Origin of the sequence: Bradyrhizobium sp. TM102 (assembly GCF_009176685.1) — a bacterium.
Taxonomy (GTDB): Bacteria; Pseudomonadota; Alphaproteobacteria; order Rhizobiales; family Xanthobacteraceae; genus Bradyrhizobium; species Bradyrhizobium ottawaense.
In genome coordinates this window covers 1,815,625-1,838,926 of record NZ_AP021855.1, presented here as the reverse complement: position 1 = coordinate 1,838,926, position 23,302 = coordinate 1,815,625, and the positions used below count along the sequence as shown (strand labels likewise).

General features: G+C 65.2%; 20 protein-coding genes. 7 read left to right on the top strand and 13 right to left on the bottom strand.

All coding sequences use genetic code 11. The annotated features are described in order from the left end of the window. Positions 1-123: 123 nt before the first annotated feature. A complete protein-coding gene (locus GDN70_RS08610) occupies positions 124-486 on the bottom strand; it encodes a nuclear transport factor 2 family protein (RefSeq protein ID WP_038948382.1) in 363 nt (120 codons plus the stop codon). 316 nt (positions 487-802) lie between these two features. Between GDN70_RS08610 and GDN70_RS08605 the strand changes: the two genes are divergently transcribed. From GDN70_RS08605 to GDN70_RS08585, 4 genes are all read left to right on the top strand, one after another. Next, the gene (locus GDN70_RS08605) at positions 803-2,467 is read left to right on the top strand and encodes a PAS domain-containing methyl-accepting chemotaxis protein (RefSeq protein ID WP_152102390.1); all 1,665 of its coding nucleotides are present in this window, start codon (positions 803-805) and stop codon (positions 2,465-2,467) included. Positions 2,468-2,575: 108 nt separating this feature from the next. Next, positions 2,576-3,364: an SDR family NAD(P)-dependent oxidoreductase gene (locus GDN70_RS08600; RefSeq protein ID WP_152102389.1), complete on the top strand. Its 789-nt coding sequence runs from the start codon at positions 2,576-2,578 to the stop codon at positions 3,362-3,364. A 128-nt stretch (positions 3,365-3,492) separates the two neighbouring features. After that, on the top strand, positions 3,493-3,930 hold the full coding sequence (locus GDN70_RS08590; protein WP_028140334.1) for a hypothetical protein: 438 nt from the start codon (positions 3,493-3,495) through the stop codon (positions 3,928-3,930). A gap of 543 nt (positions 3,931-4,473) precedes the next feature. Further along, positions 4,474-4,836: a hypothetical protein gene (locus tag GDN70_RS08585; RefSeq protein ID WP_028140335.1), complete on the top strand. Its 363-nt coding sequence runs from the start codon at positions 4,474-4,476 to the stop codon at positions 4,834-4,836. Positions 4,837-4,948: 112 nt separating this feature from the next. Here the strand turns inward: GDN70_RS08585 and GDN70_RS08580 are convergent, their stop codons facing one another. From GDN70_RS08580 to GDN70_RS08565, 4 genes are all read right to left on the bottom strand, one after another. Further along, a complete protein-coding gene (locus GDN70_RS08580) occupies positions 4,949-5,362 on the bottom strand; it encodes a VOC family protein (protein WP_028140336.1) in 414 nt (137 codons plus the stop codon). 30 nt (positions 5,363-5,392) lie between these two features. Then, the gene (locus tag GDN70_RS08575) at positions 5,393-5,932 is read right to left on the bottom strand and encodes an SRPBCC family protein (RefSeq protein ID WP_028140337.1); all 540 of its coding nucleotides are present in this window, start codon (positions 5,930-5,932) and stop codon (positions 5,393-5,395) included. A gap of 124 nt (positions 5,933-6,056) precedes the next feature. Beyond that, positions 6,057-7,349 carry an RNA polymerase sigma factor gene (locus GDN70_RS08570; protein ID WP_028140338.1) on the bottom strand — a complete coding sequence of 431 codons (1,293 nt, stop codon included), beginning with the start codon at positions 7,347-7,349 and terminating at the stop codon, positions 6,057-6,059. After that, positions 7,346-7,714, bottom strand: a complete 369-nt coding sequence (locus GDN70_RS08565; RefSeq protein ID WP_028140339.1) for a YciI family protein — start codon at positions 7,712-7,714, stop codon at positions 7,346-7,348. The genes GDN70_RS08570 and GDN70_RS08565 overlap by 4 nt, the downstream gene beginning before the upstream one ends. Positions 7,715-7,856: 142 nt before the next feature. On the opposite strand from GDN70_RS08565, the gene GDN70_RS08560 reads away from it, so the two are divergent. Together GDN70_RS08560 and GDN70_RS08555 are read left to right on the top strand one after the other, a co-directional pair. Further along, entirely contained in the window at positions 7,857-8,822 is a 966-nt protein-coding gene (locus GDN70_RS08560; RefSeq protein ID WP_152103676.1) for a glyoxylate/hydroxypyruvate reductase A, read from the top strand. A 302-nt stretch (positions 8,823-9,124) separates the two neighbouring features. Continuing rightward, positions 9,125-11,092, top strand: a complete 1,968-nt coding sequence (locus GDN70_RS08555; RefSeq protein WP_161966359.1) for a methyl-accepting chemotaxis protein — start codon at positions 9,125-9,127, stop codon at positions 11,090-11,092. Positions 11,093-11,259: 167 nt separating this feature from the next. Here the strand turns inward: GDN70_RS08555 and GDN70_RS08550 are convergent, their stop codons facing one another. Continuing rightward, positions 11,260-11,922 (bottom strand): TetR/AcrR family transcriptional regulator, encoded by a 663-nt coding sequence (locus tag GDN70_RS08550; RefSeq protein ID WP_152102388.1) that lies wholly within the window; start codon positions 11,920-11,922, stop codon positions 11,260-11,262. Positions 11,923-12,025: 103 nt separating this feature from the next. On the opposite strand from GDN70_RS08550, the gene GDN70_RS08545 reads away from it, so the two are divergent. Next, entirely contained in the window at positions 12,026-12,670 is a 645-nt protein-coding gene (locus GDN70_RS08545) for a glutathione binding-like protein (protein WP_095426689.1), read from the top strand. 980 nt (positions 12,671-13,650) lie between these two features. On the opposite strand, the gene GDN70_RS08535 is transcribed toward GDN70_RS08545, so the two are convergent. The 7 genes from GDN70_RS08535 to GDN70_RS08505 all read right to left on the bottom strand — a co-directional run bounded on the left by GDN70_RS08535 (position 13,651) and on the right by GDN70_RS08505 (position 23,204). After that, entirely contained in the window at positions 13,651-14,955 is a 1,305-nt protein-coding gene (locus tag GDN70_RS08535) for a TRAP transporter large permease (RefSeq protein WP_095426690.1), read from the bottom strand. 31 nt (positions 14,956-14,986) lie between these two features. Then, positions 14,987-15,580, bottom strand: coding sequence for a TRAP transporter small permease subunit (locus tag GDN70_RS08530; protein ID WP_038951026.1), 594 nt, complete (start codon positions 15,578-15,580; stop codon positions 14,987-14,989). 7 nt (positions 15,581-15,587) lie between these two features. Beyond that, positions 15,588-16,586: a TRAP transporter substrate-binding protein gene (locus GDN70_RS08525; protein WP_152102387.1), complete on the bottom strand. Its 999-nt coding sequence runs from the start codon at positions 16,584-16,586 to the stop codon at positions 15,588-15,590. A 33-nt stretch (positions 16,587-16,619) separates the two neighbouring features. Further along, positions 16,620-18,278 (bottom strand): hydantoinase B/oxoprolinase family protein, encoded by a 1,659-nt coding sequence (locus GDN70_RS08520; protein ID WP_038951027.1) that lies wholly within the window; start codon positions 18,276-18,278, stop codon positions 16,620-16,622. A gap of 2 nt (positions 18,279-18,280) precedes the next feature. Next, the gene (locus GDN70_RS08515; protein WP_028140348.1) at positions 18,281-20,365 is read right to left on the bottom strand and encodes a hydantoinase/oxoprolinase family protein; all 2,085 of its coding nucleotides are present in this window, start codon (positions 20,363-20,365) and stop codon (positions 18,281-18,283) included. 141 nt (positions 20,366-20,506) lie between these two features. After that, positions 20,507-21,328: an NAD-dependent protein deacetylase gene (locus tag GDN70_RS08510; RefSeq protein WP_097668345.1), complete on the bottom strand. Its 822-nt coding sequence runs from the start codon at positions 21,326-21,328 to the stop codon at positions 20,507-20,509. Positions 21,329-21,404: 76 nt separating this feature from the next. Next, positions 21,405-23,204 (bottom strand): cation:proton antiporter, encoded by a 1,800-nt coding sequence (locus tag GDN70_RS08505; RefSeq protein ID WP_028140350.1) that lies wholly within the window; start codon positions 23,202-23,204, stop codon positions 21,405-21,407. Between the last annotated feature and the right edge of the window lie 98 nt (positions 23,205-23,302).

Sequence of the window (23,302 nt, the reverse complement as noted above, 5' to 3'; positions counted from 1 at the left end):
GTCGTATCCTGGCTTCTGCGGTGGTTCCGGGATGCGCCGTGAGGCGCAGGCCCGCTCGCCTTCAAGACGAACGAACTCTCACCGAACCGACACGCCCGCGGAAATAATCTGAGGGGCCTGGCCCTAGCGCGGCTGCGGCAGGAAACGACCATCCTGCCGGGCAGCGCCGAAATAGACATCGATGCGCCGGATCTTGCCGCTTGCGAAGGTGAAGAACTCCGTGTTGCGAAAACTCCTGCCATCTGTCGCAAGGCAGAGATAAGTAACGAAGGCCTCCTCGCCCCGGGCGAAGATGCGCTCGATGTCATGCCGTGCAATCCAGCCGCTGTCGCTCCAGCAGCGTTCGAAATAGGTCGCCTTGTCGAGGTCGTCGTCGAACGGACTGGTGAAGCGGAAATCGTCGGCCAATGCGTCGGCGACCCGCTGCCGGTCGTTGGCGAGATAGGCGGCGAAGAGGTCTCGGATCAGGCATTCATGGTCGGGCATCGCTAGTCTCCGCAACGAGGCATCCTGTTAAAGACGGTTCGCCCCTGACCGCGCCGACACCGCCATGCAAGGCGGCGCGAAAAATATCTCGGCTGCGCCCCCGTACAAGTACGGCTCCGCATTGTGAACTCCACCGTGCATATAAACCAAGAGCAGCTGTCAGTTGAAGTAGTTGGCTGTCGCACGCGGACTCGCGGAGCTCGTCGCAGCGTTATTCAGGATTTACCGATGCTCAACGATAGCAATGCAACTTTTCAGCTCAGGGGAAACGGTATGGCGATCCTATCGGATCGCATCCGAGCATTGCGGGGCTTACGTGTTCAATTTCCTGAGCAAGAAGGTCAGGCACGCCATCGCGGAGGTCGAGGCGCTCGACCGGTCGCAGGCGGTCATCGAATTTGGGCTCGACGGCACCATCCTCGATGCCAATGAGAACCTGCTCAAGATGAGCGGCTACACGCTCGCGGAGATCAAGGGCAAGCACCACAGCATCTTCGTCAGCCCGGCCGAGCGCGAAAGCGCCCGCTATCGCGACTTCTGGGCCAGCCTGAACCGCGGCGAGTTCCAGACCACGCAATACAGGCGCTACGGCAAGGACGGCAAAGAGCTCTGGATCCATGCCTCCTACGCGCCGCTGCTCGACGAGACCGGCAAGGTGGTCAGCTTCATCAAGTTCGCCACCGACATCACGGCCTACAAGATGCGGACCATGGAGGACGCGGGGAAGCTCGCGGCGATCAGTCGTGCGCAGGCCATGATCGAGTTCAACATGGACGGCACCATCGTCACCGCCAACGAGAACTTCCTCAAGACGATGGGATACTCGCTCGACGAGATCAAGGGCAAGCACCACTCCATGTTCGTGACGCCGCAGGACCGCGCGGGCTCCGCCTACAAGGATTTCTGGGCGCGGCTGAACCGCGGCCAGTTCGAGGCGGCCGAATACAAGCGGCTCGGCAAGGGGGCCAAGGAAGTCTGGATCCTGGCGACCTATAACCCGATCCTCGACGAGATGGGCAGGCCGCTCAAGGTGGTGAAGTTCGCCACTGACGTCACCGCGCAGAAGATGAAGGCAGCCGACAATGACGGTCAGCTCGCCGCGATCCAGAAGTCGCAAGCGGTGATCGAGTTCAACATGGACGGCACGATCCGCACCGCCAACGAGAATTTCCTGAAGGCGATGGGCTATTCGCTGGCCGAGATCAAGGGCCAGCACCATTCCATGTTCGTCGAGCCGAACGAGAAGAATTCGGCCGCCTACCGCCAATTCTGGGAAGCGCTCAATCGCGGCGAATACCAGGCGGCCGAATACAAGCGCATCGCCAAGGGCGGCCGCGAGATCTGGATCCAGGCGTCCTACAACCCGATCTTCGATCTCAACGGCCAGCCGTACAAGGTGGTGAAATACGCCACCGACATCACCGCGCAGGCGATCGGCCGCAAGAAGGCCGACAACGCGCGCGGGCTGATCGAGGCGGTCGCCGCCGGCAGCGAAGAGATGAGCGCATCGATCCGCGAAATCTCCGAGACCATGACGAAGTCGCGCGAGACGTCCAAGGTCGCGACCACAAGGGTCGAGTCCGCCGACCTCCAGGCCCAGAAGCTGACGGCCGCCGCACAGGCCATGAGCGGCATCGTCGAGATGATCTCGGGCATCACCAGCCAGATCAATCTGCTCGCGCTCAACGCCACGATTGAATCGGCCCGCGCCGGCGAAGCGGGACGCGGCTTTGCGGTGGTGGCGTCCGAGGTGAAGAACCTCGCGAGCCAGGCCAAGCAGGCGACCGACACGATCACGTCCGAAATCGACGCGCTGAACACCATCTCCGGCGACGTCGCGAGCTCCCTGACCGCGATCAAGGCCGCGATCGCAGGCGTCAACGAGTTCATCGCCTCCACCGCAGCCGCGGTCGAGGAGCAGAGCATCGTGACCGCGGACATGTCGGCCAACATGCAGCGTGCCTCGGCGGAGCTGGCGTAAGGGCGACTTCCCCTCCAGCCCTCGCCTGCCCCTTCCTCGTCAGCACAAAAGCGCAGTAAAAGGAGCCAGCACTCCTGCGCCCATATGCTACTCGAGGACAAATCTCCCATGCCGCAAGCCCCGCAGAAAATCGCCCTCGTCACCGGAGCCGCCCGCGGCATCGGGCTTGCGACCGCGAAGAAGTTCCTTGGCGAGGGCTGGCGCGTGGCGCTGCTCGACATCGAGGGCGAGTTGCTCGGCCGGGCGGTCGCCGAAATCGACCAAAGCGAGGCGACGTTGGCGCTGACCTGCGACGTCTCGGACGCCGCCGCGGTGAGCGATGCAATGAAGGCGGTCGAGCGCCGGTTCGGCCGACTGGATGCACTGGTCAACAATGCCGGCATCGCGGTGTTCGCACCGCTGATGGAGACGTCCGAGACCGATTGGCGCCGCGTGCTCGAGGTCAATCTCACCGGCCCGTTCCTCTGCACCAAGGCCGCGGTTCCCTTGATGCGCGAAGGCCATGGCGGCGCGATCGTCAACATCACCTCGATCTCGGCGGTACGCGCCTCGACGCTGCGCTCGGCCTACGGCACCAGCAAGGCCGGGCTCGCGCACCTGACCAAGCAGCTCGCTGTCGAACTCGCCTCGCTCAACATCCGCGTCAACGCGGTTGCGCCGGGGCCGGTCGACACCGCGATGGCGAAGCAGGTGCATTCCAAGGAGATCCGCGCCGACTATCACGACGCCATTCCGCTCAACCGTTACGGCCTGGAGGAGGAGCTTGCGGAAGCGATCTACTTCCTGTGCTCGGAACGATCGAGCTACATCACCGGTCAAATTTTGGCCGTTGATGGCGGGTTCGATGCGGCGGGTATCGGCCTGCCGACGCTGCGCGGGCAAAGGCGGAACGGGTAGGCACTGTTTCTGTAGGGTGGGCAAGGGCGCTCTTGCGCCGTGCCCACCACGTTCTTCCGGATCTGCGATGCTGAAGGTGGGCACGCTACGTTTTGCCCACCCTACGAAACCGAGTTGGTGGAGAGTTCATGCGACGCGTCACCTCCCTCAAAGCCCTGATCCTCGCATCCGCCCTGCTCGCCGCCGCGCCCGCGTCCGCTGAAATCCGCATCATCCAGTCTCCGGGCGGACAGGTCGGGCCGTTCCTCGATTTGTTCGAGAAGGTGCGCGAGAGCGGCGAGCGCGTGGTGATCGATGGTCCCTGCCTGTCTGCCTGCACGCTGGTGCTGAGCATCGTGCCGGGCGAGCGCATCTGCGTCACCAAGCGCGCCGTGCTCGGCTTCCATGCGGCACGTTCGGTCGACCGGCGCGGGCGCTTTTATGCCGAGCCGGAAGCATCGGTCGCGGTACTTGCCGCCTATCCCGGCCCAGTGCGCGACTGGATCAGCCGCCGTGGCGGCCTCACTTCGCGGCTACTCTTGCTCAAGGGGCGCGATCTCGCCGCGATCTATCCGCGCTGCCGCTGACGAATGTGGCAGCCGCCACGCATGTGACGTGAATGAGTTCTGTGAACCGCGTCACGTCACATCAAAGGCATTGGCCTGGCCGGCCCGAGGCCACACGGCAGGTTCCCTGTGCTCGCACCCAATGTGCGCACCGGGGTCTCCACGCCATTACACTTTGGCTGCCGTCAATAAAGAGTCTGGATCACCGGCCCCAGCTTCATGCTGACGCAGATAAGCATCCCCCACAGGGCAAAATTGATCTGTAGCGCCGCCGCCATCGGTCGCTCCCCTTCCAAGTGACGTCCACCCCAGCTTTTTAGATTTTGTGAGTCACCAATAGCGATTCTGACGTACAGATTACAGCCCAATATTGCGTCAATTGTTGTGCGATGCAGTCCGCATGGCTTCACGAAGCGGCCTCACTGCTCCCGCAAAGTGATGCGAATCGCGCGTTCATTCCTCGGCCACGCCGGCCAATCGTTTGCCTTAAGTTCCATTTGACCGACGCGATGCAAGTTTCCCGTGCGGAAGCTTGCGCATTGCGCATCGAACTTTGGGTCCGGCATGATACGACGCGGCTTCATTTTGCTTACTTTCTGCACAGCGCTGCTTGGATGTGCAGTCGCACCGGCGCAGGAGCGCCGCCCGATCGCATGGGATGGCCTCGGCCAGGACCCCAACAAAGGCTCGAACCGCCCGCATGCCGCCAAGCGGCGCGCGACGAACCCCGCGCCCGCCGCAAGTGATCCCAATCAGGAGCGGCAACGAGTGCTCGGCACCTTGCGGCCATACTCGGAGGCGTGGTGGGCGGTCCATGACGAGATCGAAGCCGAGAACGACAAGCAGCTCGGCACCAAGCTCGTGATCTGCCCTCGCTGCGTTCAGCCGCCGCAGCAAAGCGAGGACGCGACCGGATCGATCCGTTGAGCGAGCGCACGACCGATCCGGATATGACGCGATAAATCCAGGCGTCCCCTCTCGCGCGACAGTGCAGAGAGGGGATTGCGGACTCAACAGATCATGCAGGCGGTCGCGCCTGTCACATCCCTTCGGCCGGGCAGTTCACCATCCAGGGAATGCCGAACTTGTCGACGCACATGCCAAAGCCCTTGGCCCAGAACGTCTTGCTGAACGGCATGGTGACGGTGCCGCCATCGGCGAGCGCGTTGAATTTACGCTCGCCATCTGCGGGATCCTTGACCGTGAACGAGATCGAAAAACCTTGTGGCTTGGCGAAATGCTCCGGCGGCGCGTCGGAAGCCATCAGCACGCTGCCGTCGGGCAACGACATTCGCGCGTGCATGATCATCTTCTCGCGGCCGGGCGCGGCGGGCATGTCCGGCGGCGCGTCCGATGACCGCATCATGGCGTCGATCTTGCCGCCCAGGACCTTGGCGTAGAAGTTGAACGCAGCTTCGCAGGTGTCCTGATAGAACAGATAAGCGTTGAGCATCGTTTCTCTCCTCTTCGTTTGCAGTGAGGCTTATTGCTTCTCGGTCAGCTTCTTCAGGCTGGCGAGGCCGGCATCGAAATCCTTGCCGATCATGCTGTCCATGTTGATGAACACCTGCATGATCTTGGACATGAACGGAGCCGGACCGTACATCGCCCATGTGACCAGAGTGGCATCGCCTTGCGGCACAAAGGTGAACTCGGCGGTGTTGTGACCTTCGAACGGCCGCTCGAAATCGAGCTTGATGCGAAGCTTGGACGGCCCCGTCGCCTCGAGGATCTCCATGCGGCCGGCGCCGACATTGTTGTTGCCGTCCCAGGCGTAGGTCGCGCCCTTGCCTCCCTCAGATCCACCGAAGGTGCGCTTCATGGCGGGATCGCGGGTCTCATAGGGGGACCAGTTGGTCCAGCGGCGGAAATCGGCGACCTGCGGATAGATCGCACCGGCCTGCGCCTTCACCGCGAGGCTCCGCTCGACGCGGAACGTGTCAGGTTTTGTCAGGGCAAAGGCGAGGACGCCCGCAAGTCCGGCGGCGAGCAGGATGGCGATGACGGCAACGGCTTTCAGCATGAGGAGCTCCGTGGATACGGGCTTAGGACGAACGGGAACGGCGGAGGCCGACAATTGAAGACGAAATTATTCTGCCGTCATTCCGGGGCACCCGAAGGGTGATCCCGGAATGACGCGTGCGGCGTCACTTCACTTTCGCACCCTGCCGCGCGCCAGCCTTCGGCTGGCTGTCCCGGATCAGGCGATCGATGTGCATGCGGATGTGGGCCGCTTCTGCGGACGTGTTGGCAAGCGCGATGGCGCGGTCGAAGGCGACACGCGCCTCCTCGTTGCGGCCGAGCTGCATCAGGAAGGCGCCGCGCACGCCGTAGAAATGGAAGTAGTTGGAGAGCTTCGGCGCAAGCGGCTCGATCAGATCGAGCGCGGCTTGCGGCCCCCGCACCTTGGAGACCGCAACCGCGCGGTTGAGCGTCACCACGGGAGACGGCTGCACAACTTCAAGTGCGCCATAGAGCAGGTCGATCTGCGTCCAGTCGGTCTCCTCCGGCGTCGACGCGCGGGCATGCAGCGCGGCGATCGCGGCCTGGATCTGATAGGGCCCGCTGCGGCGGTGGCGCATCGCCTTGTCGATCAGCGCCAGCCCTTCCGCGATCATGGTGTCATTCCAAAGCGAACGGTCCTGGTCGTCCAGCAGGATCAGCGAACCGTCCGCGGCAAAGCGCGCGGCACTGCGTGCATGCTGCAGCAAGATGAGCGCCGTGAGCCCCATGATCTCCGGCTCGCTCGGAAACAGCCTGAGCAGCAGGCGCCCCAGCCGGATCGCCTCCTCGCAGAGCGGCTTGCGGATCTCCGCGGTGTCGCCGCTCGCCGAATAGCCCTCGTTGAAGATCAAATAAATCATCGCCGCGACACCGGCGAGCCGCTCGGAGCGCTCGATTGCGCCGGGCGCTTCGAACGGCGTCCCGGCTTCCGCGACCTTCGTCTTGGCGCGGGTGATGCGCTGCTCCATCGCCGCGTCCGACACCAGGAAGGCTCGCGCGATCTGCTTCACGGTAAGCCCCGAGACGATGCGCAACGCCAGCGCGATCTGCTGCGTCGCCGGCAATTGCGGATGGCAGCAGATGAACATCAACCGCAGGATGTCGTCGCGGTAGTGCGAGCCGTCCAGCCGTTCGGCCAGCGCGCCTTCGGCGTCGTCGAGATCGGAGATCGCCTGGTCGTCCTCCGGCAGCGGCTGCTGCTTGCGGGTCCGGCGCACCTCGTCGATGGCGGCATTGCGGCCGACCATGATCAGCCAGGCCGCAGGATCGCGCGGCGGTCCGTTCTGCGGCCAGGTCTTGAGCGCGCGCAGGGAGGCGTTCTGGAACGCCTCCTCGGCGGTGTCGAGATCGCGGAAATAACGCAGCAGCGCGCCGACCGCCTGGGGGCGCGCCGAGGTCAGCGCGGTCTCGATCCAGGCGGTGTCGGTCTCGCTCACGTCAGGTTTCCTCCGGGCCGGAACACGCCGACGGGACGCACCTCATAGGCGCCGCCGGGATTGGCTGCGCCAAGGTCGCGGGCGACGTCGAGCGCCTCATCGAGATTCTTGCAGTCGACGATGTAGAAGCCGAGCAGCTGCTCCTTGGTCTCGGCATAGGGCCCGTCGAGCACCAGCGGCGGATCTTCCTTGCGCAGGGTCGCCGCTGCCGTGGTCGGCAGCAGCCGCGCGACCGGCCCGAGCCGGCCCTGCTGGGTGAGCTTCTCCTGCACCACGGCGAGCTTCTTCATCACGGCCTCGTCCTGCTCCTTGCTCCAGGAGCCGACGAAGTCCTCATCGTGATAGCAAAGGATTGCATAAAGCATGGGCGACATTTTCCTCGGGTCTTGTTGTGAAGACGATCCACTATGCCCCGGTCCGACAGGACTGCGGAAAAAAATAGCAGGAAAAATCCGGCAGGTCGTGCCAAGGAGGGCCTTCTTGAGCGGAACCGACGAGGCACTTCGAATGACCAAGGGCACACTGGCCGTCCTGATCAACAGCACGCAGCAGAACTGGTTGCCCGAGCGCTGGAAGGCCCGGTTTGACGCTGTCTGCGGCGGCCGCCGTGTGGTGCTGCTGCCGGATTCCACGCTCGATCCCGCCGAGGTGCACTATGCCACGGTGTGGAAGCCGGTGCCCGGCGATCTCGGCGCCTTCCCCAACCTGCGGGCGATCTTCAATCTCGGCGCCGGCGTCGATGCGCTGATGGCGGACAAGAGCCTGCCCGATGTGCCGCTGGTCCGGGTCGCCGTACCCGACCTGACCGGCCGCATGACTGAATATGTCGTGCTGCACGTGCTGATGCATCACCGCCAGGAGCTCTATTTGCGGGACTCGCAGCGCGCAAAACGCTGGGAGCCGAAATATCAATGGCCTGCGAGCGCGGTCACGGTTGGCGTCATGGGGCTCGGCACGTTAGGAGCGGATGCGGCCGACGTGCTGCGCCGGCTCGGCTTCCGCGTCGCCGGCTGGAGCCGCAGCCCGCGCGCGATCGACGGCGTCGAATGCTTCCATGGCTCGGCCCAGATCGATACGTTCCTGCGCGCGACCGATATCCTGGTCTGCCTGCTGCCGCTGACGCCGGAGACGCACGGCATCCTCAACCGCGACGTCTTCACCAAGCTCAACCGCAACAGCCCGCTCGGCGCGCCGGTGCTGATCAATGCCGGCCGCGGGGGCTTGCAGAACGAGGCCGACATCCTCGCCTGCCTCGACGATGGCACGCTGGGCGCCGCCTCGCTCGATGTCTTCGTGCAGGAGCCGCAGCCGGCGGACAGCCGGTTCTGGACCCATCCCAAGGTGGTGCTGACGCCCCACAACGCAGCCGACACCGACGCGGACGCGATCTCGGCCTATGTCGCCGAGCAGATCGCACGGTTCGAGGCCGGCGGCACGCTGGAGAACGTGGTGGACCGGGCCAGGGGCTATTGAGGCGCTCGGAATTTTGCGAACGCTGGTTCTGCAAATTCCGTGTCATCCCCGCGCACGCGGGGATCCATAACCACAGGGTGAAGTTTTGCGAAAAGTCGTAGCTCGGTACTGCGACTGTCTTTACTTGATAGATTCCGCGGTATGGGTCCCCGCGTTCGCGGGGACGACCCCGTTTGTGGGGAGGCAACCGGGCTGGCCTAACGATCGCTCACAACCACAGCGCTCCGCCGGTATCCCGTTCACCCTCTCTTAGCGAGAAGTTGATAAGCGTTGTTAACCAACGCTCAAACAACGAGTCGAACATGCGCGCGAGCCTCGGCCTCAGGATGCGGATCACGGTTGCCCTCGCGGTGACGGCGGCGGCAACCGCCCTGTTTGCGGTGCTCGGGGCGATGTGGATCATCGCGGGGATCATCGACCGCGCCGACCAGCGCGAGCTGCACAGCCATTATGATGCCCTTCAGTCGCGCATCGCCGAGGAATCGCACCGGGCCGCCGCCATGAGCACGGTCGTGGCCGCGATGCCGGCGACGCAGGATGCGATGGCCAAGCAGGACCGCAACGCCCTGATAGCCCTGTTCGGGCCGGTCTTTGCCGCGACCAAATCGGAATACGGTGTCGAGCAGTTCCAGTTCCATGTGGCGCCGGCGACCTCGTTCCTGCGCGTGCACCAGCCCGCCAAGTTCGGCGACGACCTCAGCGGATTCCGCAAGACCGTCGTCGTCGCCAACCAGGATCGCAAGGTCGTGGTCGGCCTCGAAGGCGGCGTCGCCGGGCTCGGCATCCGCGGCGTGGTGCCGATCGCGCAAGGAGCCAAGCAGCTCGGCTCGGTCGAATTCGGCCTGACCTTCGGCCAGTCCTTCCTCGACGATTTCAAGACCAACCGCCATGTCGACGTCGCCTTCCACCTCGCCGACGGCTCGGGCTTCAAGCTGTTCGGCGGCACGCTGAAGGGCAAGAGCTTCTTCGACGCGGCCGATTACGGCCGCGCTACCACAGGCAGCTTCACGGTGAAGCGGGCCAAGCTCGACAATACGCCGGTGGCGGCGCTGCTCGGACCGATCAGGGATTTTTCCGGAAAGCCGCTCGGCGCCGTCGAACTGGTGATGGACAATGCCGATTACGAGGCCTCGGCCGACCGCGCCTGGATGCTCGCGATTGCGATCGCCGCGATCGGGCTCGTGCTTGCCGCCATCGTCGGCTATCTCATCGCCCGCAGCATCTCGCGTCCGATCCTCTCCATCACGTCCGTCATGCGCGAGCTCGCAGACGGCCGGACCGACGTCACCATCCCCGCCAGCAAGGCGAATGACGAAGTCGGGGCGATGGTGAAGGCGGTCGCGGTGTTCCGCGACAACGCCGTCAACTTTGGCAAGCTTCAGGCCGAGCAGCTGGAGGCCAAGGCGCAGTCCGAAGCGGAGAAGCGGCGTGCCTTCGCCGCGCTTGCCGACAATTTCGAGGCCAGCATCCGCGACGTCGTCACCACGGTGTCCTCGGCTGCGGTCGAGATGGAGCATACGGCGCGCTCGATGTCGGCCATCGTCGAGCAATCCCGACAGCAGACCGGCGCCGTATCATCCGCGTCGGCGCTGGCCTCGGAAAATGTGCAGACCGTCGCCGCAGCAGCCGAGGAGTTGTCCTCGTCGATGACCGAGATCAGCCGGCGCCTCGCCCACGCGACCGAAGTGGTGGGCAAGGCCGCGAGCGACGGACGGCGCTCGAACGAGCGCGTGCAGAGCCTGGCGGACGCGGCGCAAAAGATCGGTGACGTCGTCTCCTTCATCAACGGCATCGCGGGCCAGACCAACCTGCTGGCGCTGAACGCGACGATCGAAGCGGCGCGCGCGGGCGAAGCCGGCCGCGGCTTTGCCGTGGTCGCTTCCGAGGTCAAGGCACTGGCGACGCAGACGGCGAAGGCGACCGAGGAGATCGGCGCCCAGGTCAACGCGGTGCAGGGCGAGACATCAGGCGCTGTGGACGGCATCCAGTCGATCTGCGCGACGATCCAGCAAGTCGACGAAATCTCCGCCGCGATCGCCGCAGCCGTCGGCCAGCAGGGCACGGCGACGCAGGAGATCGCACAGAACGTCCAGCAGGCGGCCGCCCGCACCGGCGAGGTCTCGCAGAACATCTCCGGTGTCACTGCCGGCATCGCCGCAACAGGCACGGCGGCCGAGGAGGTGCTGGGTTCGGCGATCGAGCTGTCGAAGCAGTCGCAGCGGCTGCGGGACGAGGTGGATCGCTTCCTCGCGCAAATCCGCGCGGCGTAGTTGAGCGCGGGATCGGGCGACATACTCGCTGTCGTCCCCGCGAAGGCGGGGACCCATAACCCCAGGGAGAAGTTTGTTAGGCGAGCTGGTACCTCCTAGTCTTCGCCAAACACCTCCCTGTGGCTATGGGTCCCGGGCTCGCGCTACGCGCGCCCCGGGACGACAGCCTAACTCTTGGCCCCCACCATCACGTCGATCGCCCCCTTCACGATCGCCTCCAGCTCCTTGCGCGATACACGCGCGCGCGAGCGGATGGCGATGGTGTGGACGGTGGCTGATGCGATCTGCGCCAGCACGACCGGATCGGCGCTCGCCGGCAGCTCGCCGTTCTCCTTGGCGCGGCGGAAGCAGTTTGCAAAGGCCTTGTCGAGCTCGGCGAGACCGTCGAGCACCATGGCGCGAATCTCGGGATCGCCAACGGCTTCTGACGCCGCGGTCACCACCGTAAAGCAGCCGCGCGGACCGGTCTCGCCCGAGAGATAGATGTTCAGCGCGGAGGCGAAGATGCGTTCCAGCCGCTGACGCACCGGCATCTCCTCGCGGAAGATCGCAGCCATGGAGGCCCGCGCATCCTCGCGGTAGCGCTGATAGCTCTTGATGTAGAGCTCCCGCTTGTCGCCGAAGGCGCCGTAAAGGCTCGGGCGGTTCATCCCGGTCGCTTCGCTGAGATCATCGAGCGAGGTCGCGGCAAAACCCTGCCGGCGGAACAGATCCAGCGCCTTGCCGAGCGCGATATCGGGCTGGTAGGCGCGCGGACGGCCGCGGCGCTTAGGTTGGCCGGCGCCCTCGGGTTCATTGGCAGCAGCTGGCGGCTTCGATTTTTGTACCATTTCGCAAACTAATCCTTGACCGATCCCATATTATGCAACATGGTACAAAAATCAATCTGGCCAGGTTGAGCGAAATCTCAGAAATTGCCCAAGGAGGCTACAGATGGATCTCTATTTCTCGCCGCTCGCCTGTTCGATGGCAACACGCGTCGCGCTGTATGAAGCCGGCGCCGAAGCGAACTATCTCGAGGTCGACCCGCCGACCAAGACCGTGCTGAGCGACGGCTCCGACTTCCGCGCCGTCAATCCGATCGGCCTGGTGCCGACGCTGCGCACCGACGAGGGCGTGGTTCTGACCGAGAACGCGGCAATCCTGCAATACGTCGCCGACCGCTTCCCGCAATCCGGGCTTGGCGCCGCAGAGGGCATCGAGCGCACGCGGCTGCATCAATGGCTGTGCTTCATCGGCACCGAACTTCACAAGGGCCTCTTCATCCCGGTGCTCGATCGCAAGGCCCCGCAGGAGACCAAGGCCTATGCCCTCGAGAAGAACCTGTCGCGGCTCGACTATCTCGACAACTACCTGAAGGGGCGCGACTTCCTGCTCGACCATTTCAGCGTTGCCGACGCCTATCTGGTCACGGTCATCAACTGGACCATGGCGACGCCGCCGATCGATCTCGCCAAATGGCCGAACGTGAAGGCCTATTACGAGCGCCTGCGCCAGCGGCCGTCGGTCGCGAAGGCGGTTGCAGAAGAGTTCGAACTGTACAAGGCCGAGCTCGCGCGCAAGAAGGCGGCGGCCTAGGCCGGGCTGAACACCCCTTCGCTCTTGCTCGCGCAAGTCGTCCCGGTCGACAAGCCGGGACGACGTTTGGCGCGCCTCTCTCGTGTCCCGGACGCGCTGCAGCGTTCTTACGCTGCTGCGCAGAGCCGGGACCCAGAAGGCTACACACTTCGCTGATGCATGGGCCCCGGCTCTGCAGCGCACCACGCCGCGAAGACGCGGCGCGTTGCACTGCGTCCGGGGCACGAGACCGTTGTTTAGCGATGGACATGACTGCTTATTCTCGCGGCCTGACTTGCCCGAGCTTTGCTGATCTCTTCCGCCCTTTAAAAGCAAGGGCGCAGGGAAGGCCGGGCGCCGGCTGGCACCCGAGGTCCCGCGTGTGCGAAAGAAACGCGCACGGGGTGGACGACAGGTGATGCCGGTCGCCCGGCCTTCCCTGCGCGATGGTTTTCACGGTGTCCTTCGTGCTCTCCCCGGGGAGCGATGCACTATTGCCCCCGTCGCCTTGCAGATGGCTGATGCACGCGCCCGGTCGGGCCGCCACATCACCGCAAGCCTTGACGCACAGACCCCGGGCGTCAGGACCACACGACTTCTCCGTCCGCGCACATCCCCATCCGCATCCCCGACGGCTGGCGTGCGCTCGCCATCGGGGCCGAACAAGGACGCTGTCAGCGCCGTGTCGTATCGCGCCTGTCGCTGCTCACGGTTTCCCGCCCTGCAGCCATCATCGCGCGCCGACGCCGTCGCGGCCACCGCATCCCGGCCCGCGTCCCGTGACGATCGCGAAACGCCCCTTGTGGCGGGCGGGATGTGTTGGCTTGTACGGCAAAACCGAATTTCTGTAAATGCGAATATTTTCGCGCACGGGTATCGACCCAGCGCTGGAGTGTTTTGCCCGTCAGGCAACACAACGGATGGTAGGTGGGCAGGCCTGCGATCCCCGCCGCACCGCAACGCCATTCCGCTGACGGCTGCGGCACCCGCCCTCGACCAATCTACCCGTACAGCACCCGCGGCAGAATCGTGACGATGCCGGGCCAGAGCGTCAGCAGCAGCACGAAGCCGATCATGATGACGAGATACGGCAGCGTCACGCGCGCGATGTAGCCGAGGCCGTCCTCGGTGAGGCCCTGGATGACGAACAGGTTGAAGCCGACGGGCGGCGTGATCTGCGCCATCTCGACCGCGAGCACGAGGAAGATGCCGAACCAGATCTCGTCGAAGCCTGCCCCCTTCACGATGGGCAGCACGATCGGCAAGGTCATCACGATCATCGAGAAGCCGTCGAGGAAGCAGCCGAGGATCAGGTAGAAGACGATCAGCACGACGATCAGCATGAAGGGCGACAGGCCGAGCCCCTTGACGAAGGCGGCGACGGCCTGCGGGATGCCGAGAAAGGCCGCGGCATTGCCGAGGATCGAAGCGCCGAGCACGATCAGCGCGATCATCGAGCAGGTCACGACCGAGCCGATGAGCACGTCGCGTATCACCTGCTGCGACATCGAGCCCTGCGCCCAGGCGACCAGCGCCGCGCCGAGCACGCCGACGGCGGCGGCTTCCGACGGGGTCGCGAGCCCGCCATACATCGAGCCGAGCACGCAGGCGATCAGGAACAGCGCGGGCGCGAGATCCTTCAGCGCGGCAAAGCGCTCGCGCCACGGCACCTGCGACAGTTTGGCTTCCGTCTCCGGCACCATGCTGCGGTTGAGGGTCGTGTGCAGCATCACCCAGCCCATGAAGGTTGCGGCGAGCAGAAGTCCGGGCAGCACGCCGGCCGTGAACAGTTTCAGGATCGAGACGTCGCCGAGCACGCCGTAGATGATCATGATGTTGGACGGCGGGATCAGGAAGCCGAGCGTGCCGGCACCGGCGAGCGAACCGATCGCGATGTCGCGCGAATAGCCGCGGCGCAAGAGCTCGTTGAGCGACATGCGGCCGATCACCTGCGTGGTCGCGGCCGACGAGCCCGAGATCGCCGCGAAGATGGTGCAGCCGATCACGTTGACATGCAGCAATCGGCCGGGCAGCAACCCCGCCCAGGGCGCCAGCCCCTGAAACAGCGAGCGCGACAGGCGGGTGCGGAACAGCAGCTCGCCCATCAGGATGAACAGCGGCAGCGCCAGCAGCTCCTGCGTGGTCAGGATGTTCCAGGCGTATTGCGGCAACAGCTTGTCCAGCGGGATCGAGCGGAACATCGCGAGCAGCAATGTCGCTGTCAGCGCGAGCGTGAGGCCGATCCACACGCCGCAGGCCAGCAGCGCAAACAGGATCGCGAAGAGGGCGACGACTTCGATGGTCATGCGATCTGGAATCCAGGAGCGAGCAAAGCTGTCATTCGACGGGCGAGGCCTTCATGCGGTGATCCTCCAGCGGCAGGCCGAGCACGGCCTGGATCGCGCGTGCCAGGAATTGCAGCGTGAGCAGCAGCATGCCGAAGGTGACGACGGCTTCCGGAAACCACAGCGGCGTGTCGCTCGAGGTCGAGACCTGGCCGCGCACATAGGCGCCGAAAGCGAACTTCGCCATGGCCGAGGTCAGGAACGCCATGAAGGCAAAACCGGCCGCGGCCGACAGGATCTCCAGCGCCCGTTGCAACGGCGCCGGCGCGTTCTTGAGCAGTAGCACGACACGGATGTGGCCGCCGACACGCAAGGTCATGGCGGCTCCGAAGGTGAAGGACGCCGCCATCAGATAGGATGAGTATTCCCAGGCAATCGAGATCGTCGGCGGGAAGAACGACAGGAAATTCGAGAGGAAGCGCGTTGCGACCTCGCACAGCATCAGCAGTGTCAGCGTCAACAGGCAGCCGCCGCCGATCCAGCCGTCGAGCCGGCCGAGACGGTCGATGCCGTCGAGCAGAATGCGCAGCGGCGCCGGCGCCGCGGCGTTGAGACTTTGTGAAGCCGCGGGCGAAACGCTGACCATATCGGCCTCAGCGCTTCATTTCGGCGAGATAGGCCCGCACCGGCTTATCGGCCGCCGGCACGCGCTTGAGGAAGGCGTCGAGCTGCGGCGCGGTCTTGGCCCGGATATCCGTCATCATCGCGCCCGAGACCGGCACCACCTCCATGCCGCCCTCCTTCAGGCGGTTGAGGCTGTCGGCATCGGCCTTGAGCGAGTTCGCCCAGAACCCCGGCTCCATCTTCGCGGCGATGCCGGCGACCATCTGCTGTTGGTCGGCGCTCAGCGCCTTCCAGGAATCGAGATTGACGGTGAGCATCTGCGAGGACCAGACGTGATTGGTCGGGTAGACGTATTTCAGGAATTCCCAGAACTTGCCGTCGACGCCCGAGACCGCCGAGGTCGAGACGCCCGCGACGGCGCCCGAGGCGAGCGCGGGGATGGTCTCGCCCCAGGGGATCATCACCGGCGCCATGCCGACCACGGCCAGCATGTCGACGGCGTTCTTGTCGGGCACGCGGATCTTGATGTTCTTCAATCCGTCGACATCGGCGACCTTGACCTTGAGATGCAGATACTGCGTCGGCCACGGCACGATGTAGAGGATCTTCTGGTTGTTGCGTGCGGCGACTTTCTCGTATTCGGGCCGCACATATTTGTGCAGCACCTTCAGTTCGTCCATCGAGCTGCAGAGGAAGGGAATGCTCTCGACGCCCATGAAGGGCTCGTCGCCGACCTGCTGGATGTTGAGGACGTCGGCAAGCGGCACCAGGCCGTCGCGCACGGCGCGCAGATGTTCGGGTCCCTTGAAGCCGAGTTGGCCACCGGCCTTCACGGTAATCGCGACCGAGCCGCCGCTCTGCTTCTTCACTTCCTCGGCGAAGGCCATCGCGTTCTGGGTGTGGAAATTGCCGTCGGGCCAGACCGTCGACATGTCCCAGTTCGCCGTCGCCGCCCGGGCGCGGGTCGAGATGTGGTTGGCGGCGAGCAGCGTCGCTGCGCCCGCGGTGAAGTTCCGTCGCGTGATCATTGCTCCCCTCCGTTTACCAAGCGCACTGACTTGTCAGCGCGGGTACCCATAAACTGCAGCCGCATTGTCGGCGGACACGAGCCCGCTTTCGATGTCGTCCCTGACCGCCGCGCGATCGCGCGTCGTGGGGGCGCCGATGCCGGCGCCGCCCGGCGTCAGCACAACAAGCCGGTCGTCCGGCGGCACCTGCTGAAATCCTTTTCCACGCAGCTTCTTGCCTGACTTGAGGCCGACATAGCCGGCCTCGCCGTTCTTGCCGCCATCGCGCCCGCGCGGGGGATGATCGATGCGGTCGAACGCCGCCAGGATGTCGAACGGCGCATCGACGCCGCTGCCGACCTCGATGATCTGGCCGAGGCCGCCGCGGGTGCGCCCTGCCCCGCCGGAATCCGGACGCAGCTCCTTGCGCCAGAAGATCAGCGGCGTCTGCGTCTCCGCGATCTCGACCGGGGTGCCGCGCACGCCGCTGGGATAGGCGGTGGCCGACAGCCCATCCTTGCCGAAGCGCGCACCGGTGCCGCCATTGGAGGTCACCGCCATCGAGAATCCGTAATTGCCGCCGACCCCGGAGCGGGTCTGGCCGCGGACGTTGAGATTCCACAGGCACGAGGTGCCTTCGGCCGGAACGCGCTCGGGAATGATCTGACGCAGGCAGCCGAACACCACGTCGGGCAGCATCTGGCCGATGATGTGGCGCGAGGCGACCGGCGCGGGCTTCGGCGCATTGAGGATCGCGCCGGCGGGTGCCGACACCGTCAGCGGCGACAGCGAGCCGGCATTGTTCGGGATCTGCGACGCCACGACACAGCCGAGGCCGAACACGGTGTAGGCGGTGGTGTAGGACAAGGGCACGTTGATGCCGAACTTCGAGGCGGCCGAGGTGCCGTCGAAATCGACATGGATGCCCGCATCCGAGATCGTCAGCGTCGCAGCCAGCGTGACCGGGGCATCATAACCGTCGACCACCATGGTGTTGCGCCAGCTGCCCTTCGGCAGCTTTGCGATTTCAGCGAGCACCGCCTCGCGGGAGCGGTCGCAGATGTAGTCGCCGAGCCCGTCGAGCGTATCGATGCCGAACTCGGTCATCATCTCGACCAGGCGCTCGCAGCCGACGTCGTTGCAGCCGGCGAGCGAATAGGTGTCGCCTTCGGTATCGATCGGCAGCCGCGTGTTGGTGCGGATCATCGCCATCAGCGTCTCGTTGACGACGCCCTGGTCGATCAGCTTCAGCATGGGGATGTAGAGCCCCTCCATGAACACGTCGGTGGCGTCAGGCCCGAAGCCGATGCCGCCGATGTCCATCAGGTGGCTGGTGCAGGAGAACAGCGCGACCGGTTTGCCGTCCTTGAAGCAGGGCGTGGTGACGACGAAGTCGTTGAGATGACCGGTGCCCATCCAGGGATCGTTGGTGATGTAGGCATCACCCTCCTTCATCGTCTCGATCGGGAAGTGGTTGATGAAGTGCTTGACCGATTCCGCCATCGAGTTGACGTGACCGGGCGTGCCGGTCACCGCCTGCGCCAGCATCCGCCCCTTGAGGTCGAACACGCCGGCCGAGAGGTCGCCGCATTCGCGCACGATCGGGCTGAAGGCGGTGCGGAGCAGCACCTGGGCCTGCTCCTCGACCACGGCGATCAGCCGGTGCCACATGATCTGAAGGTCGATCAGGCTCGCGCCATTTGCCTTGCTCATGATCAGGCCGCCTTCCGTTCCATGACGATGCTGCCGGCACCGTCGATATGGGCATCAAAACTGGTGGAAACGAAGGTGGAGGTCTCGTCCTCCGCGATCACGGCCGGGCCTGCGATGGTCGCGCCCGGCACCATGTCCTCGCGGCGATAGAGCGGGATCTCGATCACCTCGCCGGCGCGGCCGTCGAAGAATTTGCGGCTGCCGACAGCTTTGCCGGCAGGCTTGCGCGTGACGGCGGCGACAGCAGATGGATTGCGCGCCTCCGTCGTAGCGAGCACCGACCAGCTCAACACCTCGATCGCGGCGCCCGGGATCGGCCGCTCGAACATCGCGGAATAGTCCGCCTCGAACTTCTGGCGCAGGCCGGCGAGATCGGCCCCCGTCAGCCGCCGGTTCGGCAACTCGACCGAGATCTCATGGCCCTGGCCGACATAGCGCATGAAGGCGGCGCGTCGTTCGCGCACCGGCGCACCGGCAGCACCAGGCTCGACCAGCGCGCGCGCCTCGGTCACCATCTCCTGCAGGAGATCCGACACCGCTTCGGTGTCGAAATCATCGAGCCGGACATGTCGACTGCGCACCAGCTCATAGGCGATCGGTGCCGCAAGGAAACCGACGGCCGAGCCGACACCGGCATTCGACGGCACGATCACGCGGGAGACGCCGATCTTCTCGGCGACGCGCGCCGCATGCAACGGCGCCGCGCCGCCAAAGGCGATCAGCGTGTGCTGGCCGACGATCTCGCCGCGCTCGACCGCATGGACACGCGCCGCACTCGCCATGTTCTCGCAGACGACCTCGTGCACGGCATAGGCAGCAGTCTCTGCCGACAGGCCGAGCGGCTCGCCGACGCTGCGCAGCAGCGCCTGCTTCGAAAGCTCCGGATCGAGCTTGATCGTACCGCCGGCAAATGCGTCGGGATCAATCATGCCGAGCGCGACGTCCGCATCGGTCACCGCCGGACGCTGGCCGCCGCGGCCGTAGCAGGCCGGGCCCGGCTCGGACGATGCACTCTCGGGCCCGACGGTGACGCGCTTCATCGCGTCGACATGGGCGATCGAGCCGCCCCCGGCGCCGATCTCGACCATCTCGATCACGGGGATGCGCACCGGCAGGCCGGAGCCTTTGAGGAAGCGCGCGGCGCGATCGACCTCGAACACGCGCGAGGTCTCGGGCTGGTACTTTTCGATCAGGCAAATCTTTGCCGTGGTGCCGCCCATGTCGAAGGACAGCACCTTGCTCTCGCCAAGACGCGCCGCGATCTGCGCCGCGAAGATTGCGCCGCCGGCAGGCCCGGACTCGACGAGGCGCACCGGAAAGCGCCGCGCCGTCTCGATCGAGGTGACGCCGCCACCTGAGGTGACGAGATAGATCGCGCCGCGGAACTGCTCGACCTGCAAGGCGTCGGCCATGCGGGCGAGATAGCCGTCGATCAGGGGTTGCACATAGGCGTTCGCGACCGCTGTCGATGTGCGCTCATACTCGCGAATCTCCGGGCAAACGGCCGAGGACACCGTCACGGAGATATCAGGCATCTCCTCCGCCAGGATCGCGGCCGCACGACGCTCGTGCTCGGGATTGGCATAGGAGTGCAGGAACGCGATCGCGACGCTCGCGACGCCCAGCTCACGCAATTTCGGCGCGAGTGCACGCACCGACGCTTCGTCGAGCGGGAGACGGACGGCGCCGTGGGCGTCGACGCGCTCGGGCACGGTGAAACGCAGGCTGCGCGGCGCCAGCGGCCTCGGTTTGTCGATGCCGAGATCATATTGATCGTAGCGGCTCTCGGTGCCGATATCGAGCACGTCGCGAAAGCCTTCGGTCGCGATCAGGGCCGTCTTGGCACCGCGGCGCTCGATGATGGCGTTGGTGGCGAGCGTGGTACCGTGAATGAAGACGTCGATGTCGCTGATATGTGCGCGCGCATCGGCGAGAATGAGACGCATCCCGTCCAGCACGGCCTGTTCGGGGCGCTGCGGCGTCGTCAGCAGCTTGCGCGTCTTGCGATCCTGCCCCACGTCCAGCACGATGTCGGTGAACGTACCACCGATATCGACGGCAAGCCGCACCTCGGCTCCCTCAAGCATTCCAAATTCTCCGCGCTGATCGTCAAGACTGAGGTCGAAAGCGCAGCAATTTCCATGCCATGGACGACGAGGACAACGCCGCGCCCGGCCATTCTGCTTGGCACCTATGCAATAGGCAAGCTGAGTTCACCGCCTGCGCGATCAGAGCAGGAATGCAAGCGCCGCCTCGCAGCGCTCCTCGACCTTCAGCGTCAGGAGATCGTCGGCGCGGGTGCGGCCGAGATTGACCGCCGCAATCGGAATATTGCGCTGCGCGGCAGCCTGCACGAAGCGGAATCCGGAATAGACCATCAGCGAGGAGCCGACGATCAGCATGGCGTCGGCCTGCGCCAGATGATCCTGCGCGGTGGCGACGATGTCGCGGGGCACGTTCTCGCCGAAGAACACGACGTCGGGCTTGAGGATGCCGCCGCAGGCTTCGCAAGGAGGCACCTGGAAGGACGAAAAATCCTCGTGCTCCAGATCGGCGTCGCCATCGGGTGCATCGGCCGCATCGAGCGTCAGCCACGCCGCATTCGCGCGACCAAGCGCGTGCTGAAACTCATCGCGAGGCGTCTTGCGGCCGCAGCCCATGCAGCGAACCAGATCGAGCCGGCCGTGCAGGTCGATCACCTGGCGGTGGCCGGCCGACTGATGCAGCCGGTCGACGTTCTGGGTCAGCAGCATCCCGCACCGGCCGTTCGCCTCGAGCCGGGCCAGCGCACGATGCGCATCGTTCGGGCGAGCCTGGCCGAACCGCCGCCAGCCGATCAGGCTGCGCGCCCAATAGCGCCGCCGCGTATGCTCGTCCGACATGAAGGACTGGAAGTTGACCGGCTGGGTCCGCTTCCAGTTGCCGTTGCTGTCGCGATAATCGGGAATGCCAGAATTGGTGCTGCAGCCGGCGCCGGTCAGCACGAACAGTTTTTCGTGCCGGCCGACGAAATCCTGGAGCGGGGAGCTTGCCAGTGGAGCGTTTGCCATGGCGCAGATGTAGTCTGCGCGGGCGGGTTTTGCCAGATCATCGCAGTCCGCAGCGCATAGCGACCCGGATGGGCGGTTATCGCGGGGACCGGCGCCCCGTGAGATCGAGCGGGCGCACTTTCTCCTGTCCGGCAATGCGGGCGGCTTGCTGCAGCGTCAGCCGGAATTCATCCCGCTTCTCGTGCACCGAGGCTATCGCATTCCCGACCGCAACTCCGAGGCCGACCAGTGCGGCTTCGGAAAGCTGCAGGCTTGCCTCGATGGTTTCCGGCACCGCATCGGTTGCGCCGATCGCATAGAGGTGACGGGCATGGTCGGCATCCCGCGCACGTGAAACGATCAGCACATCCGGCCGCACCGCCCGGATCCGCTCGACGACAGCATCGATCGCCGGCCGCGACTGGATGGTGATGATCACACCGGTCGTCTGCATCAGGCCGCAAGCCTCGAGGAAACCGAGCTCTGTCGCATCGCCAAAATAGACCTTGTGACCGTCGCGGCGGTCGCGCGCCACGGCGACGGCCTCGTGATCGACCGCGATGTAGTTCAGGCCGTGGCTGGTCAGCAGCGAACAGACGACTTTTCCAACGCGGCCGTAGCCGACCACGATGGCCTGCGCCCGGTCGCCGGGCGGCCGGACCGCCAGCTCTGGATCGGGCGAGCGCTCAGGACCCAGCTTCGCGGCCAGTCGGCGTCCGAGCGCGCCCAAAAGCGGCGTCAAGGCCATCGTCACGGCGGTGATGGCGACGGCAAAGCTCGACACGCGCGGCTCGATCAGACCGCCGGCCGCCGCCATTCCGATGCTGACGAACGCGAATTCGCCGACGGGACCCAGTAGGAAGCCGATCTCGATCGCCGTCGCCCAGGACAGCCTGAAGAGCCGGCCGAGCATGATGAGCACGATCGCCTTGCCGACGAGAATGCCGATGACCGCAGCCAGCAGCCAACCAGGCTCGCGCATGAACACGCGGAAGTCGATGGCCATGCCGACCGTGAAGAAGAAGATGCCCAGCAGCAGGCCCTTGAACGGCTCGACGGTGGCCTCAATGGCCTTGCCATACTCCGTTTCCGCCAGCATCAGTCCCGCAACGAATGCTCCGAGCGCCATCGACAGGCCCGCCTGGTGCGCGGCAATCCCTGCGCCGACGATGACGAACAAGGTCGCGGCGACAAACAGCTCCGTCGAGTGGGTGCCCGCAACCATCTGGAACAGCGGCCGCATCAGCAGCCGTCCGAGCAGAGTGAGGACAGCGACCGCCAGCGCGGCCTTCAGGATCGCGCTGGAGATGTGCGCCAGGACGGAGCCGCCACTCTCCGCGCCGAGCACCGAGACGAAAACCAGAATGGGAACGACTGCGAGGTCCTGGGCCAGCAGCACCGAGAAGCTGGCGCGACCGGCAGTGGTCGCAAGTCGTTTCTCGGTGGACAAAAGCTCGAGCACGATCGCCGTCGAGGACAACGCAAGGCTCGCACCCAGGATGACGGCAGTATCCGAGCTTTGCCCGGAGAGAAGCGTCACGCCGAAAATCATGGCGGACGTCGCCAGCACCTGCAGGCCACCAAGCCCGAACACCAGGCGCCGCATCGTGACGAGCCGCCTGAAAGATAGTTCGAGCCCGATCAGGAACAGCAGGAAGACGATACCGAGATTGGCGATACCCTCGACATTCTGCGCGTCGGCGACGGTGACCCAGTACAGCAACGGGAGCTGCTGAACGAGCGAGCCGAGCCCGAGCGGACCGAGAATGGCGCCGGCACCGAGATAGCCCAGCACGGGATTGATGCCCCAATGGCGGACAATCGGCACCACGACGCCGGCAGTGCCGAGGACCACCAGCGCGTCGCTGTAGGCATTGATGTTGATGGTTGTGGTCACGAGCCCTTCATGTGTCGACGCTTGCCAATAGCGGCAGCGTCGTCCACGGTCGATAGCACACGGCGCCGCAGACCCCTACCCGGCCCGACCGCCATCCT